General features: G+C 73.3%; 17 protein-coding genes. 11 read left to right on the plus strand and 6 right to left on the minus strand.

The window, feature by feature from the left end; all coding sequences use genetic code 11:
- The first annotated feature begins 89 nt into the window (after positions 1-89).
- The 6 genes from ACH41F_RS15820 to ACH41F_RS15845 all read left to right on the plus strand — a co-directional run bounded on the left by ACH41F_RS15820 (position 90) and on the right by ACH41F_RS15845 (position 7,834).
- Positions 90-1,427: an ABC transporter substrate-binding protein gene (locus ACH41F_RS15820; protein WP_398835949.1), complete on the plus strand. Its 1,338-nt coding sequence runs from the start codon at positions 90-92 to the stop codon at positions 1,425-1,427.
- Positions 1,428-1,508: 81 nt separating this feature from the next.
- Positions 1,509-3,548: a beta-galactosidase gene (locus tag ACH41F_RS15825; RefSeq protein WP_398835952.1), complete on the plus strand. Its 2,040-nt coding sequence runs from the start codon at positions 1,509-1,511 to the stop codon at positions 3,546-3,548.
- A gap of 121 nt (positions 3,549-3,669) precedes the next feature.
- Positions 3,670-5,709 carry an RICIN domain-containing protein gene (locus ACH41F_RS15830; RefSeq protein ID WP_398835955.1) on the plus strand — a complete coding sequence of 680 codons (2,040 nt, stop codon included), beginning with the start codon at positions 3,670-3,672 and terminating at the stop codon, positions 5,707-5,709.
- A 114-nt stretch (positions 5,710-5,823) separates the two neighbouring features.
- On the plus strand, positions 5,824-6,486 hold the full coding sequence (locus ACH41F_RS15835; protein ID WP_391230923.1) for a methyltransferase domain-containing protein: 663 nt from the start codon (positions 5,824-5,826) through the stop codon (positions 6,484-6,486).
- 43 nt (positions 6,487-6,529) lie between these two features.
- Positions 6,530-7,258: a hypothetical protein gene (locus ACH41F_RS15840; protein WP_391230922.1), complete on the plus strand. Its 729-nt coding sequence runs from the start codon at positions 6,530-6,532 to the stop codon at positions 7,256-7,258.
- Positions 7,259-7,333: 75 nt separating this feature from the next.
- Positions 7,334-7,834, plus strand: coding sequence for a peptidylprolyl isomerase (locus ACH41F_RS15845; protein ID WP_391230921.1), 501 nt, complete (start codon positions 7,334-7,336; stop codon positions 7,832-7,834).
- 98 nt (positions 7,835-7,932) lie between these two features.
- Here the strand turns inward: ACH41F_RS15845 and ACH41F_RS15850 are convergent, their stop codons facing one another.
- The 6 genes from ACH41F_RS15850 to ACH41F_RS15875 all read right to left on the minus strand — a co-directional run bounded on the left by ACH41F_RS15850 (position 7,933) and on the right by ACH41F_RS15875 (position 12,890).
- On the minus strand, positions 7,933-8,421 hold the full coding sequence (locus ACH41F_RS15850) for a flavin reductase family protein (protein WP_398835959.1): 489 nt from the start codon (positions 8,419-8,421) through the stop codon (positions 7,933-7,935).
- A gap of 173 nt (positions 8,422-8,594) precedes the next feature.
- Positions 8,595-8,939, minus strand: a complete 345-nt coding sequence (locus tag ACH41F_RS15855; RefSeq protein WP_398835962.1) for a hypothetical protein — start codon at positions 8,937-8,939, stop codon at positions 8,595-8,597.
- Positions 8,940-9,115: 176 nt separating this feature from the next.
- A complete protein-coding gene (locus tag ACH41F_RS15860; RefSeq protein ID WP_391231566.1) occupies positions 9,116-9,265 on the minus strand; it encodes a hypothetical protein in 150 nt (49 codons plus the stop codon).
- Positions 9,266-9,370: 105 nt separating this feature from the next.
- Positions 9,371-10,990 (minus strand): FAD-dependent oxidoreductase, encoded by a 1,620-nt coding sequence (locus ACH41F_RS15865; protein WP_398835965.1) that lies wholly within the window; start codon positions 10,988-10,990, stop codon positions 9,371-9,373.
- Positions 10,921-11,676, minus strand: coding sequence for a methyltransferase domain-containing protein (locus ACH41F_RS15870; protein WP_398835968.1), 756 nt, complete (start codon positions 11,674-11,676; stop codon positions 10,921-10,923). The genes ACH41F_RS15865 and ACH41F_RS15870 overlap by 70 nt, the downstream gene beginning before the upstream one ends.
- A gap of 20 nt (positions 11,677-11,696) precedes the next feature.
- Positions 11,697-12,890: a lycopene cyclase family protein gene (locus ACH41F_RS15875; RefSeq protein WP_398835971.1), complete on the minus strand. Its 1,194-nt coding sequence runs from the start codon at positions 12,888-12,890 to the stop codon at positions 11,697-11,699.
- 336 nt (positions 12,891-13,226) lie between these two features.
- Between ACH41F_RS15875 and ACH41F_RS15880 the strand changes: the two genes are divergently transcribed.
- From ACH41F_RS15880 to ACH41F_RS15900, 5 genes are all read left to right on the plus strand, one after another.
- The gene (locus ACH41F_RS15880; RefSeq protein WP_391230915.1) at positions 13,227-14,492 is read left to right on the plus strand and encodes a polyprenyl synthetase family protein; all 1,266 of its coding nucleotides are present in this window, start codon (positions 13,227-13,229) and stop codon (positions 14,490-14,492) included.
- Positions 14,489-16,027, plus strand: a complete 1,539-nt coding sequence (locus tag ACH41F_RS15885) for a phytoene desaturase family protein (protein ID WP_391230914.1) — start codon at positions 14,489-14,491, stop codon at positions 16,025-16,027. The genes ACH41F_RS15880 and ACH41F_RS15885 overlap by 4 nt, the downstream gene beginning before the upstream one ends.
- Entirely contained in the window at positions 16,024-17,043 is a 1,020-nt protein-coding gene (locus tag ACH41F_RS15890) for a phytoene/squalene synthase family protein (protein ID WP_398835974.1), read from the plus strand. The genes ACH41F_RS15885 and ACH41F_RS15890 overlap by 4 nt, the downstream gene beginning before the upstream one ends.
- Positions 17,040-18,092 carry a DUF5914 domain-containing protein gene (locus ACH41F_RS15895; RefSeq protein ID WP_398835977.1) on the plus strand — a complete coding sequence of 351 codons (1,053 nt, stop codon included), beginning with the start codon at positions 17,040-17,042 and terminating at the stop codon, positions 18,090-18,092. The genes ACH41F_RS15890 and ACH41F_RS15895 overlap by 4 nt, the downstream gene beginning before the upstream one ends.
- Before the next feature lie 228 nt (positions 18,093-18,320).
- Positions 18,321-18,986, plus strand: coding sequence for a DUF4232 domain-containing protein (locus tag ACH41F_RS15900; protein WP_391230911.1), 666 nt, complete (start codon positions 18,321-18,323; stop codon positions 18,984-18,986).
- The last annotated feature ends 1 nt before the right edge of the window (position 18,987 follow it).

Genomic DNA, 18,987 nt, shown 5'->3' on the forward strand with positions numbered 1-18,987 from the left:
GGCCGGCGCCCGCAAGCCCCCCATTGGAGCACCACCCGCACCACCCCCACCCTCACCTGTCCCACCCACGCAGAAGTGGAAGCACCTCCATGCGCAGAACACCGAGCCGCATCCTGCGCGGCATCGCCCTCGTCTCCACCCTCGCCCTGGGCCTGACCGCCTGCGGCGGCTCCGACGACGACTCCGACACCAAGGCCGTCTCCGCCGCGGACATCAAGGCGGCCCTGGACAAGGGCGGCGACATCACGGTCTGGGCGTGGGAGCCCACATTGAAGACCGTGGCCGCCGACTTCCAGAAGAAGTACCCCAAGGTCAAGGTCAACCTGGTCAGCGAGCGCTCCGGCGACAAGCACTACACCGCGCTGTCCAACGCGATCTCGGCCGGCAAGGGCGTCCCGGACGTCGCCCAGGTCGAGTACTTCGCGCTCGGCCAGTACTCCCTCACCAAGGGCCTGACCGACCTGGCCCCCTACGGCGCCGACAAGCTCGCCTCGAAGTACACGCCCGGCCCGTGGAACGCGGTCAGCGACGGCGACAAGGTCTACGGCCTGCCCATGGACTCGGGCCCGATGGCGCTGTTCTACAACAAGAAGGTCTTCGACAAGTACAAGATCGCCGTCCCGACCACCTGGGACGAGTACCTGGACGCGGCCCGCAAGCTCCACAAGGCCGACCCCAAGGCCTACATCGCCAACGACACCGGTGACGCGGGCCTGACCACCTCCCTGCTGTGGCAGTCCGGCTCGCGCCCGTACAAGGTCGACGGCACCAAGGTCGGCATCGACTTCGACGACGCGGGCGCGAAGAAGTACGAGGCCGTCTGGCAGAAGCTGGTCGACGAGAAGCTCCTCGCCCCGGTCACCGGCTGGACCGACGACTGGTACAAGGGCCTCGGCGACGGCACCATCGCCACCCTGGCCACCGGCGCCTGGATGCCCGCCAACTTCGAGACCGGCGTCGCGGGCGCCAAGGGCCAGTGGCGTGCCGCCGCGATGCCCGCCTGGACCAAGGGCGACAAGGCGAGCGCGGAGAACGGCGGCAGCTCGCTGACCGTCCCGGCGCTGGCCAAGAACAAGGCTCTCGCCTACGCCTTCACCGAGTACGCCAACGCCGGTGCCGGTGTCGCCACGCGCGTCTCCGAGGGCGCCTTCCCCGCCACCAAGGCGGAGCTGGACTCGGCCGAGTTCCAGGGCAAGAAGTTCGACTACTTCGGCGGCCAGGAGGCCAACAAGATCTTCGCCGAGTCCGCGGCGAACGTGGCGAGCGACTGGTCGTACCTGCCCTTCCAGCCGTACGCGAACTCGATCTTCAACGACACCGTCGGCAAGGCCTACGTCTCCGGCACCACGCTGGCGCAGGGTCTGAAGGCCTGGCAGGACGCGTCGGTGAAGTACGCCGAGGAGCAGGGCTTCACCGTCGAGAAGTAGTTCTCGCGGCAGCAGTAGACACCGGGCGGCGCGGCTCCGGGCCGCGCCGCCCCTGTGCACCACCCCTTCGGAAGGACCGCCATGATCTCCACCCTCCACTCCCGCCGCAGCGGGGCGGACGGTGATCCCACCCCGCGTCTCGGCTTCGGCGCCGACTACAACCCCGAGCAGTGGCCGAGGGAGGTGTGGCAGGAGGACGTCCGGTTGATGCGGGAGGCCGGTGTCACGGTCGTCTCCGTGGCGATCTTCTCCTGGGCCCGTCTGCAACCGGGCCCCGACGCGTGGGACTTCGGCTGGCTCGACGAGGTCATGGACCTGCTGCACGCCGGTGGCATCGGTGTCGACCTGGCGACCGCCACCGCCTCCCCGCCGCCGTGGCTGACCACGGCCCACCCGGAGATCCTGCCGGTCACCGCGACCGGCGAGACCCTGTGGCCGGGCGCCCGTCAGCACTGGCGTCCCACCTCCCCGGTCTTCCGCGAGCACGCCCTGCGCCTGGTCCGCGAGATGGCCACCCGGTACGCCGACCACCCGGCGCTCGTCGCCTGGCACGTCTCCAACGAGCTGGGCTGCCACAACGTCTACGACTACTCCGACGACGCGGCCCACGCCTTCCGTGACTGGCTGCGCGCCCGCTACGGCACCCTCGACGCCCTCAACCACGCCTGGGGCACCGCGTTCTGGTCCCAGCGCTACACCGACTGGCAGCAGATCCTGCCCCCGCGGCTGGCGGCCTCGCACCCCAACCCGACCCAGCAGCTGGACTTCAAGCGCTTCTCCTCCGACGCCCTGAAGGACTATCTGCGCGCCGAGCGGGACCTCCTGAAGGCGATCACCCCGGACGTCCCGGTCACCACCAACTTCATGGTGATGGGCGAGACCAAGGGCATGAACTACGCGGACTGGGCCGAGGAGATCGACTTCGTCTCCAACGACCACTACGTCCACCCCGGACCGCAGTCCCGCGACGAACTGTCCTTCTCCGCGAACCTCACCAGCGGCATCGCGGGCGGGCGGCCGTGGTTCCTGATGGAGCACTCCACCAGCGCCGTCAACTGGCAGCCGGTCAACGTGGCCAAGCGGCCCGGGGAGCTGGCCCGGGACTCCCTGCTGCACGTGGCGCACGGCGCCGACGCCGTCTGCTACTTCCAGTGGCGGCAGTCGGCGGCCGGTGCCGAGAAGTACCACTCCGCGATGGTCCCGCACGCCGGCGCCGACAGCGAGCTGTTCCGCGCGGTCGCCGAGCTGGGCGCCACCCTCAAGACCCTTGCCCCGGTGGCCGGTTCCACCCGGAACAGCGCCAGGGTCGGCATCGTCTTCGACTGGGACTCCTGGTGGGCCAGCGAACAGGACTCCCACCCCACCTCCCTGCTCAACTACCGCCAGGAAGGCCTGGACTGGTACTCGGCGCTCCTCGCCCTCGGCGTGCGCGCCGACCTCGTCACCACCAAGAGCGACTTCGCGCGCTACGACGTGCTGATCGCGCCCGTCCTGCACGTGGTCCCGGCGGACCTCGCCAAGGACCTCACCCGCTACGCCGAGCAGGGCGGCCACCTGATCACCACCTACTTCTCCGGCATCGTCGACCAGAACGACCACGTCTGGCTCGGCGGCTACCCCGGCGCCCTGCGCGACCTGCTCGGCATCCGCGTCGAGGAGTTCGGCCCGCTGCTCGCCGACGAGACGGTGTCCCTGGACGACGGCTCGACCGGCACCCTGTGGACCGACCGCATCACCCTGACCGACGAGCGGACCGAGGTCCTCGCCCGCTACGAGACCGGCGACCAGGCCGGCCGCCCCGCCCTGACCCGCCGTACGACGAACGCCGGTTCGGCGGCCTACGTCTCCACACGCCTCGGCGTCGAGGGGCTCACCGCGCTGCTGCCGCGTCTGCTGGAGCCGGCCGGTGTGACGAGCGAGCTGCCGGCCGAGGCGCGCGGACGGGTCGAACTGGTCGTCCGCGGCAACGCCGAGGACACCTTCCTGTTCCTGGTCAACCGCACCGACGACACCGTGCCGCTGCCCGGCTTCACCGGGGACGTGCTGTACGGCACGGCCACCGGCGACGGGCTCGAACTCGGGCCGCGCGAGGTCGCCGTGGTGCGCCGACCGCGGGCCTGACCCCCTCCCCACCTCCTCCGGCTCCCCGGGCGGCACACGGCCCGTCCGGGGCCACCCCTCCCGGTACGTCCGGCGGGAGGGACCACCGCAGCGTTTCCACCTATGAAGCTGGGAGCACACGATGGCAGGACTCACCCGCAGCAGACGGCTCCTCGGGGCCGCGTCGATGACCGCGCTGGCGACCGGGGCGGCGCTGCTGTCCGTGCCCGCGCCGCTCGCGCAGGCCGACACGGCCACCGCGTCGGTCACCGTCCAGCCCGACCCGTCGTACAAGCAGGACAGGTTCGAGGGCTGGGGCACCAGCCTGGTCTGGTTCGCCAACGCCACCGGCGACTACCCCAAGGAGATCCGCGAGAAGCTCGCCAAGCTGCTGTTCGGTGACGACGGTCTGGCGCTGAACATCGCGCGGTACAACATCGGCGGCGGCAACGCCCCCGACGTCAAGGACTACCTGCGTGCCGGTGGCGCGGTCGAGGGCTGGTGGAAGGCCCCGGCGGGCACCACCCGCACCGACACCGACTGGTGGAGCGCCGACGACCCCGCAGACTGGAACGCCAAGGCGGACGCCACGCAGCGCTGGTGGGTCGACCGCATCAAGAACGACATCACGCACTGGGAGACGTTCTCGAACTCCCCGCCGTGGTTCATGACGGAGAGCGGCTATGTCTCGGGCGGCTTCAACGCCAACGCCGAGCAGCTGAAGGAGAGTTCGGTCGACGACTTCGCCGCCTACGTGGCCGGCGTGACGAAGCGGCTGGAGAGGTCCGAGGGCATCAAGGTCGACACCGTCGACCCCTTCAACGAGCCGAACACCGGCTACTGGGGCACCCGTCTGGACGCCGCGGGCCAGCCCGTGGGCGGCCGTCAGGAAGGGGCGCACATCGGCCCCGCGATGCAGGAGAAGGTGCTGGCCGCGCTGGCGCCGGCGCTGAAGAAGGCCAAGGTCAAGGCCGGTATATCGGCGATGGACGAGACCAACCCCGGCCTGTTCGCGACCAACTGGAACTCCTACTCGCAGGCCTCCAAGGACCTCGTCGACCAGATGAACGTCCACACCTACGGCACCGGTCAGCGCACCACGGTCCGCGACCTGGCGAAGGCGGCCGACAAGCCGCTGTGGATGAGCGAGGTCGAGGGCGACTGGGGCGACGGGCAGAGCTTCACCGACATGCGCCCCGGCCTGGGCCTGGCCCAGCAGATGGTCAACGACCTGCGCGAACTGGAGCCCACGGCCTGGGTGTTCTGGCAGCCGGTCGAGGACTACGACAACATGAAGCCGGGCGGCGAGTCCGCCAAGGGCGGCAACTGGGGTTCGATCCAGCTGCCGTTCAGCTGCACCTCGGCCGACACCCTCAAGTCCTGCCCGATCTACACGAACACGAAGTTCGACACGGCCCGCAACTTCACCCACTTCATCAAGCCCGGTGACCGTCTGGTCAAGGTGGACGACACCTCCAGCGCCGCCGCGGTGACGAAGGACGGCAAGGGCGCCTCGCTGGTCCACGTCAACTCCACGACCGCGCCTCGCGCGGTGACGATCGACCTGTCGAAGTTCGGGACGATCAAGCGTTCGGCGACCGTCACCCCGACTGTCACCGACGCGGCCGGCAAGCTCGTGAAGCAGGCCCCGGTCCGGGTCGTCGACGGCAGGGCGACGTTCACGGTCCCCGCGCAGTCCGTGACCTCGTTCGCCATCAAGGGCGTCTCCGGCGTCGCCAAGGACGCGAGCCTGTTCAGCAAGGGCGAGTCCTACACGCTGACCGGTGTCCAGAGCGGCAAGGTCGTGACCGTCGGCGCGAACGGCACCAACCTGGTCATCCGCTCGGCCGACTCCACGGTCGCGCAGGAGTGGCGGCTGGAGGCCAAGTACGGCAAGAAGGGCAGCAACCGTGCCCGCTACGTCTTCGCCAACCCGGCCGAGGGCAAGCGGCTCGCCGTGCGCGACAACGTGCCGGTGATCGAGGCGGACACCGGTGAGCGGGACCCGGCGACGGAGTGGATCCTGTCCACCACGGGCGACGGCACCTGGACGCTGGTGAACGCGGCGACCGGGCGTCTGCTGGAGGTCGGCGGCCAGGCCACGAACGAGGGCGCGGCCGTCACCACCTGGCAGGCCAACTCCGGGTCCAACCAGCGGTGGCGGATCACCGAGGTGAGCTGACCGCGGAACGGTGCGGACGGAACGCTCGGCCGGGGGTCCCCGGCCGGGCGTTCTGCTTTTGCCGGACCGGCAACAAAAGTGGCCGCGCGGAAGCCGGTGCGCGACGGTGGGCCCGTGACCGACAACATCGCGGCAGGATCGCCGCCCACCGACGGATACGCAGGAGACCCCGCCGTGCGGGCCGAGTGGGACAGCCGCTACACCGAGCGACAGCAGTTGTGGAGCGGCCGGCCCAACGGGGCCCTCGTGGCCGAGGTCGCCGGGCTCACCCCCGGCCGGGTCCTCGACGTCGGCTGCGGCGAGGGCGCGGACGCCGTCTGGCTCGCCCGCGGCGGCTGGGAGGTGACCGCGGTCGAGGTCTCGGGCGTGGCGCTGGAACGGGCGGCCGGGCACGCCCGCGACGCCGGCGTGACCGTTCGCTGGGTCCACGCGGGCCTCACCGAGGCGAACCTCCCGCCGGCCTCCTTCGACCTGGTCTCCGCCCAGTACCCGGCCCTGCTGCGCACCCCCGACGCCGCGGCCGAGCGCGCCCTGCTCGCGGCCGTCGCACCCGGCGGCGTCCTGCTCCTCGTCCACCACGCCGGCATGGACCAGCCCCACGCGCACGACGGCGGATTCGATCCGGCCGACTACGTCTGGCCCTCGATGGTCGCCGCCCTGCTCGACGACGACTGGCAGATCGAGGTGGACGAGCAACGCCCCCGCGTGGCACCGGAGGGCGGCGCGGGCGCGCACCACACCGACGACGTGGTCCTGCGCGCGCGTCGCCTCCGCTGACCGCGCCATCCTCCCTCGCGGCGCGACAGGCGACACTGGCGGCATGTATGTCCAGCAGTCACCGCCCCCGCGCCGCTACGGAAGTCTCCGCGTCGAGCCGAGCGACCTCGCCCCCGCCCGCTGGCTGGAGCAACGCCCGCCCGGCGACGACGGGTTCGGCACGGTGGCGGGCGTGTGCGCACCCGGGTTCGACGCGTACGCGCGCATCCTGCATCCCGCCCGGCTCGCCGAGGCGCCGGTGCGGTGGGAGCGGGTGGCCGAGGTGTACGGCCGCTCGGTCACCGCCGAGACACGCTGGCACGAGGTGATCGGCGCCCCTGATCCCTTCCTGTACCGCAACGACGACCCGCCTGCCGTCCCCGGTGTCTGGGACGAGCACCCGGACGAGGGCCCCACCCCCGCCGACGTGGCCCGCCTCCTGATTCCGGTGCTGGCCCGGCACACCCGCACCCCCGGACACTGCTGGTTCGGCCTGTGGGAGGGCTACGGCCGCTACGACTGGGACGGTCTGCCGGTCTTCCGCACCCCCGGCCGCGACGAGATCCTCCTCGCGGGTCCGCTCGACCACGCCGACTCCCCCGCACGGGACACCACCGAGGCGGCCCTCGAGCTCCCCGACCTGTGGTGGCCCGAGGACCGCGCCTGGTGCGTCGGCGGCGACGTCGACCTCGTCAGCACCTATGTCGGCGGCACGGCGGCCTGCGTCGCGGACCTGCTCGCCACCCCGGGCCTGGAAGCTCACCCCGTGGCGCCGACGGACTCGGTCAACTGAGACAGATCGGTTCATTCGACACGGCCTGGGAGGGGGGTGCTTCGCCCTGAACCGCGACAGTGGAGAATTGCCCGCATGAGTGAGAACGTCTATTTCCAGGTTTCCGCGAACGGCGAGCCCCTCGGCCGCATCGTCTTCCGGCTCTTCGACGACGTCGTGCCGAAGACCGCCCGCAACTTCCGCGAGCTGGCCACCGGCCAGAACGGCTACGGCTTCAAGGGCTCGCCCTTCCACCGCGTCATCCCCGAGTTCATGCTGCAGGGTGGCGACTTCACCAACGGCAACGGCACCGGCGGCAAGAGCATCTACGGTGAGAAGTTCGCCGACGAGAACTTCCAGCTCAAGCACGACCGGCCGTTCCTGCTGAGCATGGCCAATGCCGGCCCGAACACCAACGGCTCGCAGTTCTTCGTGACCACCGTGGTGACCCCGTGGCTCGACGGCAAGCACGTCGTCTTCGGTGAGGTCGTCGAGGGCGAGGACGTCGTCAAGGCGATCGAGGCGCTCGGCAGCCGTAACGGCGCCACGTCGAAGAAGATCGTCGTCGAGGAGAGCGGCGTCGTCTCCCCCGCCTGATCCCCGCGTACCGCGTTCGTCCGGGCAAGCGGCGCCCCCTGTACGGGGTGGCCCGCTTGCCCAGGCGGAGCGCGCCTCCGCCGGCCCGGATCGGGCGGTCAGTCCACCGGGTGGCCGGGCGAGATGCCCTCGGCGTCGCCCAGTCGCAGCAGCGGCCCGTCGTGCGCCGCGCTGCCTCCCCACTCGACCGGGTCGAGGACGAAGCCGACATGGTCACCGCCGTCGACACGCGTGAGGATCCGGCCGACGAACCAGGCGGCCGCGTCACAGACGATCACGGAACCGGCGTGCCCTTCCCGCCAGCGGACCTGCTGGAACTTGTCCTCCTCGTCCCCGGTCCGCCCGCCGAACACCTCGGCCAGACCACGCTGTTCACGGGTCAGCAGATGCACGGCCAGGAACGTCGCGGAGTGAGCGACCCGGAAGGTGCGGTTGACCTCGGAGAGCCACACCACGAACCGTACGGGTTGCAGGGAGCACTGCGAGGAGAAGCCGACCAGGCAGCCCGCCCGTTCACCGCCCGCCGCGGCCGTGACCACACACATCTCGGGATCCAGCCGCCCGACGAACTCATCGCTGCCCGCCATCCCCAGACCTCTCCCGTCACCCGTGCCGTCGCCCTCCCGCATCACCTCACCACGGAGCGCGAATCCATGCCATCCAGCGGCTCACCTGTCACCCGCGGCACGAGAACGCGCCCCGCTCGCGCCGTATCAGGCGTGCAGGGCGACGGTGCCTTCGCGCAGGGCCGCCGGGGACCTCACGCGGCGCGGAAGCGGACGCGGGCGCGGGCGCGGGCGCGGGCGGCACCGGTCTGCGGGCGGGCGGCACTGACCCGGTAGGTGGTTCTGGCGGGATCGGTGATGGGCTCGCCCAGGGTGATACGGCCGGTGGAGCGCAGCTCCTCGCACACGTCGGTCGGCAGGGCGACGTAACAGCCGCCGCGACCGGTGGTGGCGTCGAGCGAACGCCAGTAGCCGTAGCGGAGCCGTCCGCCCGGGTACTCGGTGACGAACACCGGGGTGCGGGAGTCCGACACCAGGCGCAGCACGTCGGCCGCGGACCCACCGCGCGGGACCGGTGCGAGAGTAGGGGCTTGGGGCATCGGCAGGGCCTTTCCGACAGAAGGAACGGACACCGCATACCCCGTCCGGGCCCGGTGTTGATCTTGCAGCTCGCATTCTCGCGTCGACCACTGACAATGCGTCCGTGCCGCCGGTCTTCCCGGGCGGCACGGACGCTGACGCGCCGTCGTACGCGCGACGTCTCTCAGAGGTGGGCTCAGCGGCCCCGTCCCCGGAGCCGGCCCAGCAGCTGCCGCGCCTGGGCCCGGCGCCGCGGGTCCGCGGAGGCACGGCGGGCCTGTTCGATGGTCCTGCGGCCCTGCGGGCTCCGGCTGAACTGCTTGATCTTCTCCAACATGCCTGCCACGACGTCCTCCCCAACTAGCGGTGCCAAGGCCCCTGTGGCGAGGCCCCGGTACGAACGCGGTTACCCCGCCTTCGCCATCCCACCCCCGATCGGTGCCGCTGCGGCTCAGCCCAGGCCCGCCAGTGTGCGCAGGACCGCGCCGCGTCCGCGGTCCGGCACGGTCCACAGGGTCTGGCCCCGGACCCCGAACCGTTCCAACAGCGCGTTGGCCGCGAGGAAGCCGCTCGTCGCCGCGCGTTCCATGAGCGCCACCGGCAGCTCCGTACGGACCAGGTCACCGGCCACCACCAGGCCGGGGTCACTGGTGCGCACGGTCGGCCGGTCCGCGTATCCACCGACCGGGAACAGCGGGCAGTCGGCCCGCCATTCGTGCCGTTCGTCCACCACCGTGGCCGCGCGGCTCTCCGGGTACACCCGGTGCAGCTGCTCCACCAGGCGCTTCTGCTCCACGTCCCGGGCCGCGTCCTCCGGCAGGGCGTAGGCGTGCAGTTCCACGACGGAGCCCGCGGTGCGGGAGACCCAGCGCGCCGCCTCGCCCTCCCAGCGGTCCAGCACGCTGACGTTGTCGAGGCTGCCGTAGCCGCTGGTCCCCAGGAAGCCGGGCCGGGCGGCGTCGAGCGGGCGGTCCAGCCACAGCCGGGAGACGAGGAACGGCGGCGCGCTGCGCAGCCTGGCGATCCGTTCGCGCCACGCGGCGTCGGCCAGGCGCGGGGAGCGCTCCACGAGTGAGCGCAGACCGGCGGCGTCCAGGGCCAGCACCACCGTGTCGTGGCGTTGTTCACCCCCGTCGGCGGCGACGACGAAGCCGCCGTCCGCGGTGGGGTCGACCGAGGTGACGGGGGTGTCGGTGCGCAGGTCGACGCCGTGGCCGGTGAGGTAGCGGGCCAGGGGGTCCCACAGGGAGGCGGGGAAGGGCTCGTCGGGCACGTCGAAGAGGAGTCCTTCGGCCGAGCCGAGGAAGTAGATGTGGAACATCAACACCATCTCCGCGGCGGACAGATGGCGCGGGTCGGCGAAGAAGCTGCGGGAGAACACCTCGAACGCCAGGTGGTGCGCCGCCGGTGGGAAGCGGATCGACTCGAGGAAGTCGTGGGCGCTGACGTCGTCGAGCCGCGTGTAGACGCCGGGGACGCGGACGTCCAGCAGGGGCAGTGCGGCGACCGGGTTCATCCGCGCAAGGTCGCGGAGGGTGAAGGTGGGGCTCAGGGCGACGAAGCCGAGGGCGCTCCAGGGCGGTGTGCGCGGCACGTGCCGGAAGCTGTCGTGCGCCCCGTCGGCGTGCCGCAGCGGGTAGTCGGGCAGGCCGCGCAGGCGCTCAAGACCCGGATCGGTGCGCCGCAGCAGTCCGCGCAGGTTGTAGTACTGGCGGAAGAAGGCGTGGAAGCCACGGCTCATGGTGGCGGTGCTGCCGTCCGCGAGGACGGTCGGCCAGCCCGCGAGCCGGCCGCCCAGGACGGCCTCGCGTTCGTAGAGCGTGACCCGCACGCCTCGCTCGGCCAGGGCCGTCGCGGCGGCGAGCCCGGCGATCCCGCCGCCGACGACCGCGGTGCTCACCGTGCGGTCGCCGCTCAGGCGCGGCGCGCCGGGCGCGGGCAGGAGGGTGCGGGCGCGGCGGTCCCTGCCGCGCCGGGCGGCGGCGCCCCGGCCGGGCGCGTTCACCGGCCGTCCTCGACACCGGTGCCCGGGCGGCGCGCGACGACGGTGTGGGTGATGCCGGTCTGCCATCCCGGCAGGGGCAGCACCCGGACGTCGGTGAACCCGGCCGAGCGGACCCGCGCGGCGAAGTCGCCCGCCGTGTCGAACTCCACGACGCTGCGCCACAGATGGCGGTACAGGTCACCGTCGCCGAGCAGGGTCGCGACCGGCAGGACCAGGCCCCGGCACACGCCCGTCCACACCGCGCGGTCGACGGCCCGGCCACTGAGGGTGTACTCGTGCACCGCCAGCCGGCCACCGGGGACGAGGACTTCGCGCACGGCCGCGAGGACGGCGTCGGGGTCCCCGACATTGCGGAAGAGGTAGGCGGCGAAGACCGCGTCGAACGGTCCCCGCACGCCCGCGTCCGTCAGTCGCTCCGCGGAGGACCGCACGAACCGCACGCCCGGGGGCCACGGTTTGGCGGCCGCCCGCTCCAGCATGCCCGCGGAGGCGTCCACCGCGACGATCTCGGCGCCGGGCAGCACCTCGGCGAGCGCGGCCGTCGAGGCGCCGGTGCCGCACCCGAGGTCCAGCACGCGCAGCCCGCCGCCGTGGTCGGACAGGCCCAGGCGGCGCGCGGAGCGGCGCAGGTGGGCGTGGTAGCCGGGGTTCGCGGCCACCAGGGTGTCGTAGCTGCGCGCGGCATGGTCGAAGGCGGTGGCCAGGTCCTCGTCGCGCAGCAGGGTCGGGTGGTCGCCTCGGTCGGGGTGCACGGGACTCCTTGGTGCCGGGATCACGGTCGGGGAAAGGGGGTGCGGGGCAGCCAGAGCAGCTCCGCGGCGGAGTGGAGCATCGGCAGCACGGGCGTGCGCAGGCCGAGGGCGAGGTCCTCGTCGAGCCGGGTCCGGCCGTCGAGGAACCGCAGCAGCCGCGCCGTCGGCACCTGGGAGAACAGGCGCGTGAAGAACGCCGCGCCGTCCAGCCGTCCGCTGTCCAGTGCCCGGAGCAGGACCGCGTCCATGGCCCGTGAGCGGGCCGAATGGGCGGGCGGGGGCTCCGGCGTGCGGCCCGCGGACAGGGCCCGCGCGATCGCCCGCGTCTGGCGCTGGACGGCGGAGAAGGTGTAGCCCGTCGCGGGGCGGGTGGCGCCGCCCGCGGCCCCGACGCGGAAGACCGACGGCGCCGAGCGGCGGGCGAAGCGCGCGTCGGTCATGGGGATGACACCGGTCTCGGTGGCCACGACCTCGAAGCGTCCGAGGCGCAGCACGTCCGTGGTGTACCGGCGCAGCGCGCTCTCGTAGGCCGACCGCGACAGCACGGCACGGGAGAAGCGGGTGTACTCCACGAGTGCCTCGTGCGGGCCGGTGGGCAGCACGTATCCGAAGGCGAGGCCGCGAGGCGGCTGGGGCACCCGGAAGTCCATGAACTCCACCGTGCCGGGGTCGAACACCGGACGGTCGGTGCGGACGAACCAGCCGTGGAAGTGCTGCAACAGGGTGGTCCGGGCCGCGGGGAGGCTGCCGAGCGGCCGGGAGTCGAAGACCCAGCGGGCGCGCACCGTGACGGGCCTCCCCTCGCCGTCCCGGGCACGGATCACGGCCCCGTCGGCGACGGCGTCCACCGTCTCCACGGCCGCCTCCAGCCGACGGACGTCGCTGCTGTCCGCCAGCTCACGCGCGACCAGGCGTTCGAAGTCGGTGGAGCGCAGCATCTTGTAGGACAGCGGCGAGATGTCGTCCTCCAGCGGGCGCCCCGCGGGGGTGTGGACGCGCAGCCGTCGCCAGGACGCCGTCAGCGCGCTGTCGTAGGGCCCGGGGCCGTCCTCCCAGAAGCACCAGGTCCGTTCGGGTGGCCGGAGCGGGCCCGGCGGGGCGTCCAGCAGGACGGCCGTCACGCGGCGGGTTCCGGGAGCGGGCCGCGCGAGGCGGTGGGCCAGGGACAGTCCCGCCGCTCCCGCGCCCACGATGGCCACCTCGGCCTCCCGCACCCGCCCTCTCCTCCCCGCGCACACCACTGGCTCGCCGCGCCGGGATATCCGGCAGCGGTCTGTCTGACCTCTTCCCCGCGGGTGTCCGACGCGGATGCAGGCAGTCGGGTGAGCCGAGAGAAAACCATCCCGCCACGATCCGCCCGTCAGGATCTGCGGCCGCGCCGACCGGCCCACGGACCGCCCGTCCAGCATCTGCGGCCGTACCGTCCGGCGCGGGGCGGCACTCCGATGGCCGACAAGCGCCCACAACCACCCTGACAGCGCATCCGAGCAGGCATCCGGCGCGGAAGGTCTTCCGTCAGACGATGCGCGAGCAGGAGGAGAGGAACCGGGATGCGCCCGATCGAGGCGAAGGATCACCCCGTGGCCGCGACAGTGTCGGGCCCCGGTCCCGTCCCCGCCCGATTCCCGCAGGACGGCGGGGGACCGCGCGCCGTCGACGCGGACGTGTCCGCGGCCGTGGGGCGGATGCTGGACAGCGTGCTGGCCGAACGGGTGGAGCGAGCCGCCGCCCTCGACCCCGACTTCGGCCGCGACCTCGCCGCGCGGCTGGCGCGTTTCACCCTGGACGGTGGCAAGCGCATACGGTCCCGGTTCGTGTGGTGGGCGCTGCGCGCCTGCGGGGGCGGCGCCGCGGAGACCGAGGCGGCCCTGCGGGTCGGGGCCGCGCTGGAGCTGATCCAGACCTGCGCCCTGGTCCACGACGACGTCATGGACGGCTCCCGGGTGCGGCGCGGACGGCCCGCCCTGCACGCGGACCTCGCCGCCCAGTACGCCGACCGCGTGCCCGGGGCGGCCGGTGCGCGGTTCGGGGAGGCCGCGGCGATCCTCGCCGGGGATCTGGCCCTGGCCTGGGCGGACGACATCGTGGCTGCCCTGGAGGCACCCGGGCCCCGCGTCCGCGCGGTGCGCGACCTGTGGAGCGTCATGCGCACCGAGATGGTCGCCGGGCAGTACCTCGACCTCCAGGGGCAGGCCACCTCCGCACGCTCCCTGACCCGCGCGATCCGCGCCGCCTGCCTCAAGAGCGCCCTGTACTCGGTGGAACGGCCCCTGGCGCTGGGCGCGGCCCTGGCGGGCGCGGACGACGCACGCACCCGGGCCCTGTGCTCGGCGGGCCGGTGCGTCGGGATCGCCTTCCAGCTGCGCGACGACCTCACCGACGTCTTCGGCGACCCCCGGCGCACCGGCAAACCCGTCGGCGGTGACATCCGGGCGGGCAAGCCGACCTACCTCGTGGCGGTGGCGCACGCGCGGGCCGAGGCGGCCGGTGACCGTCACGGCCTCGCCGTGCTGCGCCGCTCGCTCGGACGCGCCGACCTACCCGAGAGCCGGCTCGCCGAGGTCCGTGACGTGCTGGTCGCGACGGGCGCGCGGGACATCGTCGAGGCCAGGATCGACCGGCTCGCCGGGCACGCGCTGCGCCATCTGGAGTCCGCCCGGCTGGAGCCGGAAGGCCACCTGCCGCTGCGGGAGCTGCTCCTCGCCACGGCCGGCTCGTCCGCCACTCCCCCGCCCGCACCCGACCGGCCGGGCGCCGAGGACGGCCTGCCCCTCTCTCTGCTCCCGGTCCCCGCCGTCGAGGGAGCCGCCCGATGACCCGAACCGTTCCCGGACCCACCGACCACGTCGTGGTCGTCGGCGCCGGCCTGTCCGGTCTGTCCGCCGCCCTGCATCTGCTCGGCGCCGGCCGGAGGGTGACGCTCGTGGAGCGGGACCCGCTGCCCGGCGGCCGGGCCGGACGCCTGGAGCGGCACGGGTACCGCATCGACACCGGCCCCACCGTGCTGACCATGCCCGACCTCGCGGACGAGGCCTTCGCGGCGGTCGGCGACAGCCTGCGTGCCCGCGTGGACCTCATCCCCCTGCACCCGGCCTACCGCGCCCTCTTCGCCGACGGCAGCGGCCTCGACGTGCACACCGACTCGGAGGCGATGGAGGCGGAACTGGAACGGTTCGCCGGCCCCGGGGAGGCCGCGGGCTACCGACGGCTGCGCCGGTGGCTTACGGAGCTGTACCGGGTCCAGATGCGCCACTTCATCGACGCCAACTTCGACTCGCCCTTCTCCCTGCTGACCCCCGACCTGGCCCGGCTCGCCGCGCTCGGCGGTTTCGGGCGGCTCGACGCGCGGATCGGCCGCCACCTGCGCGACGAGCGGGTGCGCCGGGTGTTCTCCTTCCAGGCGCTGTACGCGGGCGTCCCCCCGGAGCGGGCGCTCGCCGCGTACGCCGTGATCGCCTACATGGACACCGTCGCCGGGGTGTACTTCCCGCGCGGTGGCATGCACGCGCTGCCGCAGGCCATGGCGGACGCCGCCGAACACGCGGGCGCCGACCTCCGCTTCGGACGGCACGTGACCCGGCTGGAGCGCGCCGGTGACCGCGTCACCGCCGTCGTCACCGACCAGGAGCGCATCGCCTGCGACGCCGTGGTCCTCACCGCGGACCTGCCGGCCGCCTATCGCCTGCTCGGTCACACACCACGCCGGCCCGCGCGGCTGCGATACGCGCCGTCGGCCGTCGTCCTGCACGCCGGCACCGACCGGACCTGGCCGCAACTCGCCCACCACACCCTGTCCTTCGGGGCGCGGTGGCGGCGCACCTTCGACGAACTGACCCGTACCGGGCGGCTGATGAGCGATCCGTCCCTGCTCATCACCCGCCCCACCACCACCGACCCGTCCCTCGCCCCGCCCGGCCGCCATCTCCACTACGTCCTCGCCCCGTGCCCCAACACCGCCATCGGCCCCGACGCCGCCACCTGGTCCGAACTCGGGCCGCGCTACCGCGACAGCCTGCTGCGGGAGCTGGAGCGGCGCGGCTTCGAGGGCATCGCCGACGCCGTGCAGGAGGAAACCCTCGTCACCCCCGCCGACTGGCAGGCCCAGGGACACGCGGCCGGAACCCCCTTCTCGGCCGCCCACACCTTCGCGCAGACCGGCCCGTTCCGGCCGCGCAACCTCGTCCGCGGCACCGAGAACGCCGTCCTCGCCGGCTGCGGCACCACCCCCGGCGTCGGCGTGCCCACCGTGCTGCTGTCCGGCAAGCTCGCCGCGGCCCGGATCACCGGACGGCACACGCCCACCCTCCCCCGCCGTACCACCTCGGCTCTCTCGAAGGGACCCACCCCATGACCGGCCGTGAACTCGACGCGGCGGGCATCACCGACCCGGCGCTGCGCGAGGCCTACACCCGTTGCCGCCGGCTCAACGCCCGGCACGGCCGGACCTACTTCCTCGCCACCCGGCTGCTGCCCGTCGAACGCCGCCCCGCCGTGCACGCCCTGTACGGCTTCGCCCGCTGGGCGGACGACATCGTCGACTCCCTCGACCCGGGCGTTCCACCGCACCGCCGCGCGAGCGAACTGGCCCTCTTGCAAAGGCGTTTGGAGAAGGGCCTCCGGGACGGCGACGGCACCGAGCCGGTGGTCCTGGCACTCGCCGACACCGCCCGCCGCCACGCCATCGACCACCGCCACTTCAGCGACTTCATGACCGCCATGCGCAGCGACCTGGAGGTCACGGACTACCCGACCTACGAGGACCTACGGGCGTACATGCACGGCTCCGCCGCCGTCATCGGCCTCCAGATGCTCCCCGTCCTCGGCACGGTGGTCCCACGCCAGGAGGCCGCCCCCTACGCCGCCGCCCTGGGCGTCGCCTTCCAGCTCACCAACTTCCTGCGCGACGTCGGCGAGGACCTCGACCGCGGCCGCGTCTACCTGCCCGCCGACCTGCTGGGCGCCCACGGCGTCCACCGGGACCTGCTGTCCTGGAGCCGCGCTACCGGTCGCCGCGACCCACGCATCACCGAGGCGTTCCGCGCCGCCGAGGACCTCACCCGCGGTGTCTACCGCGAGGCGGCGCCCGGCCTGGCGATGCTCGACCCGGTCGCGCGCCCCTGCATCCGCACGGCCTTCGTGCTGTACGGCGGCATCCTGGACGCCATCGCGGACGACGGGTACGCGGTGCTGCACCGCCGGGCCGTGGTGCCCCGGCGGCGGCGTGCCGCGGTGGCGGTCGACGGGGCGGTGCGGCTGACGGCCGCCAGGATCACGGCGCGTCGGCGACCCCGGACAGGGCGACCCGTGCCGCCCGTGTCACTCATGTCCCCCGTCCAGGATCCCGCACTGCACGAGGAGGTCGTGTGAACTCCGACCGTTCGGACGGCCGCCGCGAGCGTCCCGTCCGCCGCGCACGACAGCCACTGTCGCTGCGCCGGAACGCCGTCGCCTGGGAGCGGCAGCGCCCCATCTGGCGTGAGGCGCGCCCAGCCCTGATCGCCCGCGCCCTGAAGCGCGCGCAGGCACGGCCGTCCGGCAACTGGTACGTCGTCGGCGCCACCGCCGCCGTGCCCGGCGACCGGCCGCTGGCCCGGACGATCGCCGGGCAGGAGGTGGTCGTCTGGCGCGACGCCGAGGGCCGGCTGGTCGCCGGTCCGGGTGTCTGCCCGCATCTGGGCGCGCCGCTGCGCGACAGCCCGGTGCGCTGCGGCACCCTCGTCTGCCACTGGCACGGACTCGGCCTGCGGGGCACCGCGTTCGCGGGCTGGGAGCCCCTGCCCGTGCACGACGACGGGGTGTTGGTGTGGGTACGCCTGGACGACGTGGGCGGCGAGCCACCCCTGGACGCCCCCGTGGTGCCCGTACGGCCCGCTCCGGCGGGAGCGGTCTCGGCGGTGTACGTCGGCGTCGGCACCTGCGAACCCGAGGACGTCGTGGCCAACCGGCTCGACCCGTGGCACGGCGCCTGGTTCCACCCGTACTCCTTCGTCGACCTCGACGTCGTCCCCGCGACCGCGCCGCAGGAGGGAGGCCCCACCGGGGCGGGGGACGAGGACGGGTTCACCGTCGACGTGTCCTTCAAGGTCGCCGGACGCCTCGTCGTGCCGGTGCGAGCGGTGTTCACCGCACCCGAGCCGCGTACGGTCCTCATGCGCATCACCCGGGGCGAGGGCGCGGGATCGGTGGTCGAGACCCACGCCACCCCCCTGGGCCCCGACGAGCACGGCAGACCCCGGACGGCGGTGGTGGAGGCGGTCGTGGCCACCTCGGACCGGCCCGGGTTCGCCGTGGCGCGCCGGATGGGGCCGGTGCTGCGTCCCCTGATGCGGGCCGCCGCAGGACGCCTGTGGCGCGACGACCTCGCCTACGCGGAACGACGCTGGCACCTGCGCTCGACGGGCCGCTTCCCCGGCTGAACCCGGCCCCGGCGCGGACGGCCGTCGGGACGACGCCGACGCGGCACCTCGTGTGCGGGGCGCCGTCCGGTGGGCTGCGACCGGCCGGGCGCCTCATCCCTCGTCTCCCCCACCGTCACATTGTCACAAGGCTGTTCGGAGATGGATCTCTGTCGGCGTCAGCGGGCCGCGGCGCGGCTCCGGTGAGGCAGGATCACCGCGACATTCCAACTCCCCGGGGGACTTCTCATGGCTCACACCGCTCGCTCACGCCGGACCGCCGCCGCGCTCGTGGCACTCTCACTGGGCGTCATGGCCCTGACCGCCTGCAACGGTGACACGGAGGACGCGGCGGGCCCGTCTCCCTCCGCCACCAGCCAGGGCTCCGAGGCGCCCACGACGGCGGACCCGAGTGACGGCGGCGCCTCCGCCGACGCCGACCCGTCCGCGTCGGTCGATCCGAGTGCTGAAGGCAGCCCGTCCGCGGATCCCGGCGCCGAGGACGACCAGGACGGCGGGGTGGGCATGTGCGAGACCGCCGACCTGACCTACAAGGTCACCGTCGCCTCCAGCCCCGTCAACCACGCCCTGCTCACCGCGGCCAACAAGGGCACCGATCCGTGCCTGTTGCCCGCCAACGACCTGGTGATCACGATCCCGGGCCTCGACGGCGCCGCCGAGCACGCCGGCCCCGAGGGCAAGGACTGGATCCTCAAGGCCGGCGAGAGCGCCTACGCCGGGATCATGTTCTCCCGCGCCGACACCGAGGGCGGCAAGAGCGCCGACCAGGTCGAGATCGCCCTCAGCCCCGCCGAGTCCCCCACGACCGTCGTGATCGGCGGCGGCCCGGTCACGGTCAACGACGGCCAGGTCACCAGCTTCTTCGGCTCCGCCGAGGACGCGCTCACCTACTGAG

Source organism: Streptomyces sp. NPDC020489 (assembly GCF_044386545.1).
In the GTDB taxonomy this organism is placed as follows: domain Bacteria; phylum Actinomycetota; class Actinomycetes; order Streptomycetales; family Streptomycetaceae; genus Streptomyces.

What these genes read in the sequence shown, in the direction of transcription:
- ACH41F_RS15850 (WP_398835959.1), bottom strand. Translation starts at nt 8,421, where the DNA reads ATGGCGGGCAGCGATGAGTTCGTCGGGCGGCTGGATCCCGAGATGTGT.
- ACH41F_RS15885 (WP_391230914.1), top strand. Translation starts at nt 14,489, where the DNA reads ATGACCCGAACCGTTCCCGGACCCACCGACCACGTCGTGGTCGTCGGC.
- ACH41F_RS15830 (WP_398835955.1), top strand. Translation starts at nt 3,670, where the DNA reads ATGGCAGGACTCACCCGCAGCAGACGGCTCCTCGGGGCCGCGTCGATG.
- ACH41F_RS15820 (WP_398835949.1), top strand. Translation starts at nt 90, where the DNA reads ATGCGCAGAACACCGAGCCGCATCCTGCGCGGCATCGCCCTCGTCTCC.
- ACH41F_RS15840 (WP_391230922.1), top strand. Translation starts at nt 6,530, where the DNA reads ATGTATGTCCAGCAGTCACCGCCCCCGCGCCGCTACGGAAGTCTCCGC.
- ACH41F_RS15845 (WP_391230921.1), top strand. Translation starts at nt 7,334, where the DNA reads ATGAGTGAGAACGTCTATTTCCAGGTTTCCGCGAACGGCGAGCCCCTC.
- ACH41F_RS15865 (WP_398835965.1), bottom strand. Translation starts at nt 10,990, where the DNA reads ATGGCAGACCGGCATCACCCACACCGTCGTCGCGCGCCGCCCGGGCAC.
- ACH41F_RS15825 (WP_398835952.1), top strand. Translation starts at nt 1,509, where the DNA reads ATGATCTCCACCCTCCACTCCCGCCGCAGCGGGGCGGACGGTGATCCC.
- ACH41F_RS15855 (WP_398835962.1), bottom strand. Translation starts at nt 8,939, where the DNA reads ATGCCCCAAGCCCCTACTCTCGCACCGGTCCCGCGCGGTGGGTCCGCG.
- ACH41F_RS15900 (WP_391230911.1), top strand. Translation starts at nt 18,321, where the DNA reads ATGGCTCACACCGCTCGCTCACGCCGGACCGCCGCCGCGCTCGTGGCA.
- ACH41F_RS15880 (WP_391230915.1), top strand. Translation starts at nt 13,227, where the DNA reads ATGCGCCCGATCGAGGCGAAGGATCACCCCGTGGCCGCGACAGTGTCG.
- ACH41F_RS15890 (WP_398835974.1), top strand. Translation starts at nt 16,024, where the DNA reads ATGACCGGCCGTGAACTCGACGCGGCGGGCATCACCGACCCGGCGCTG.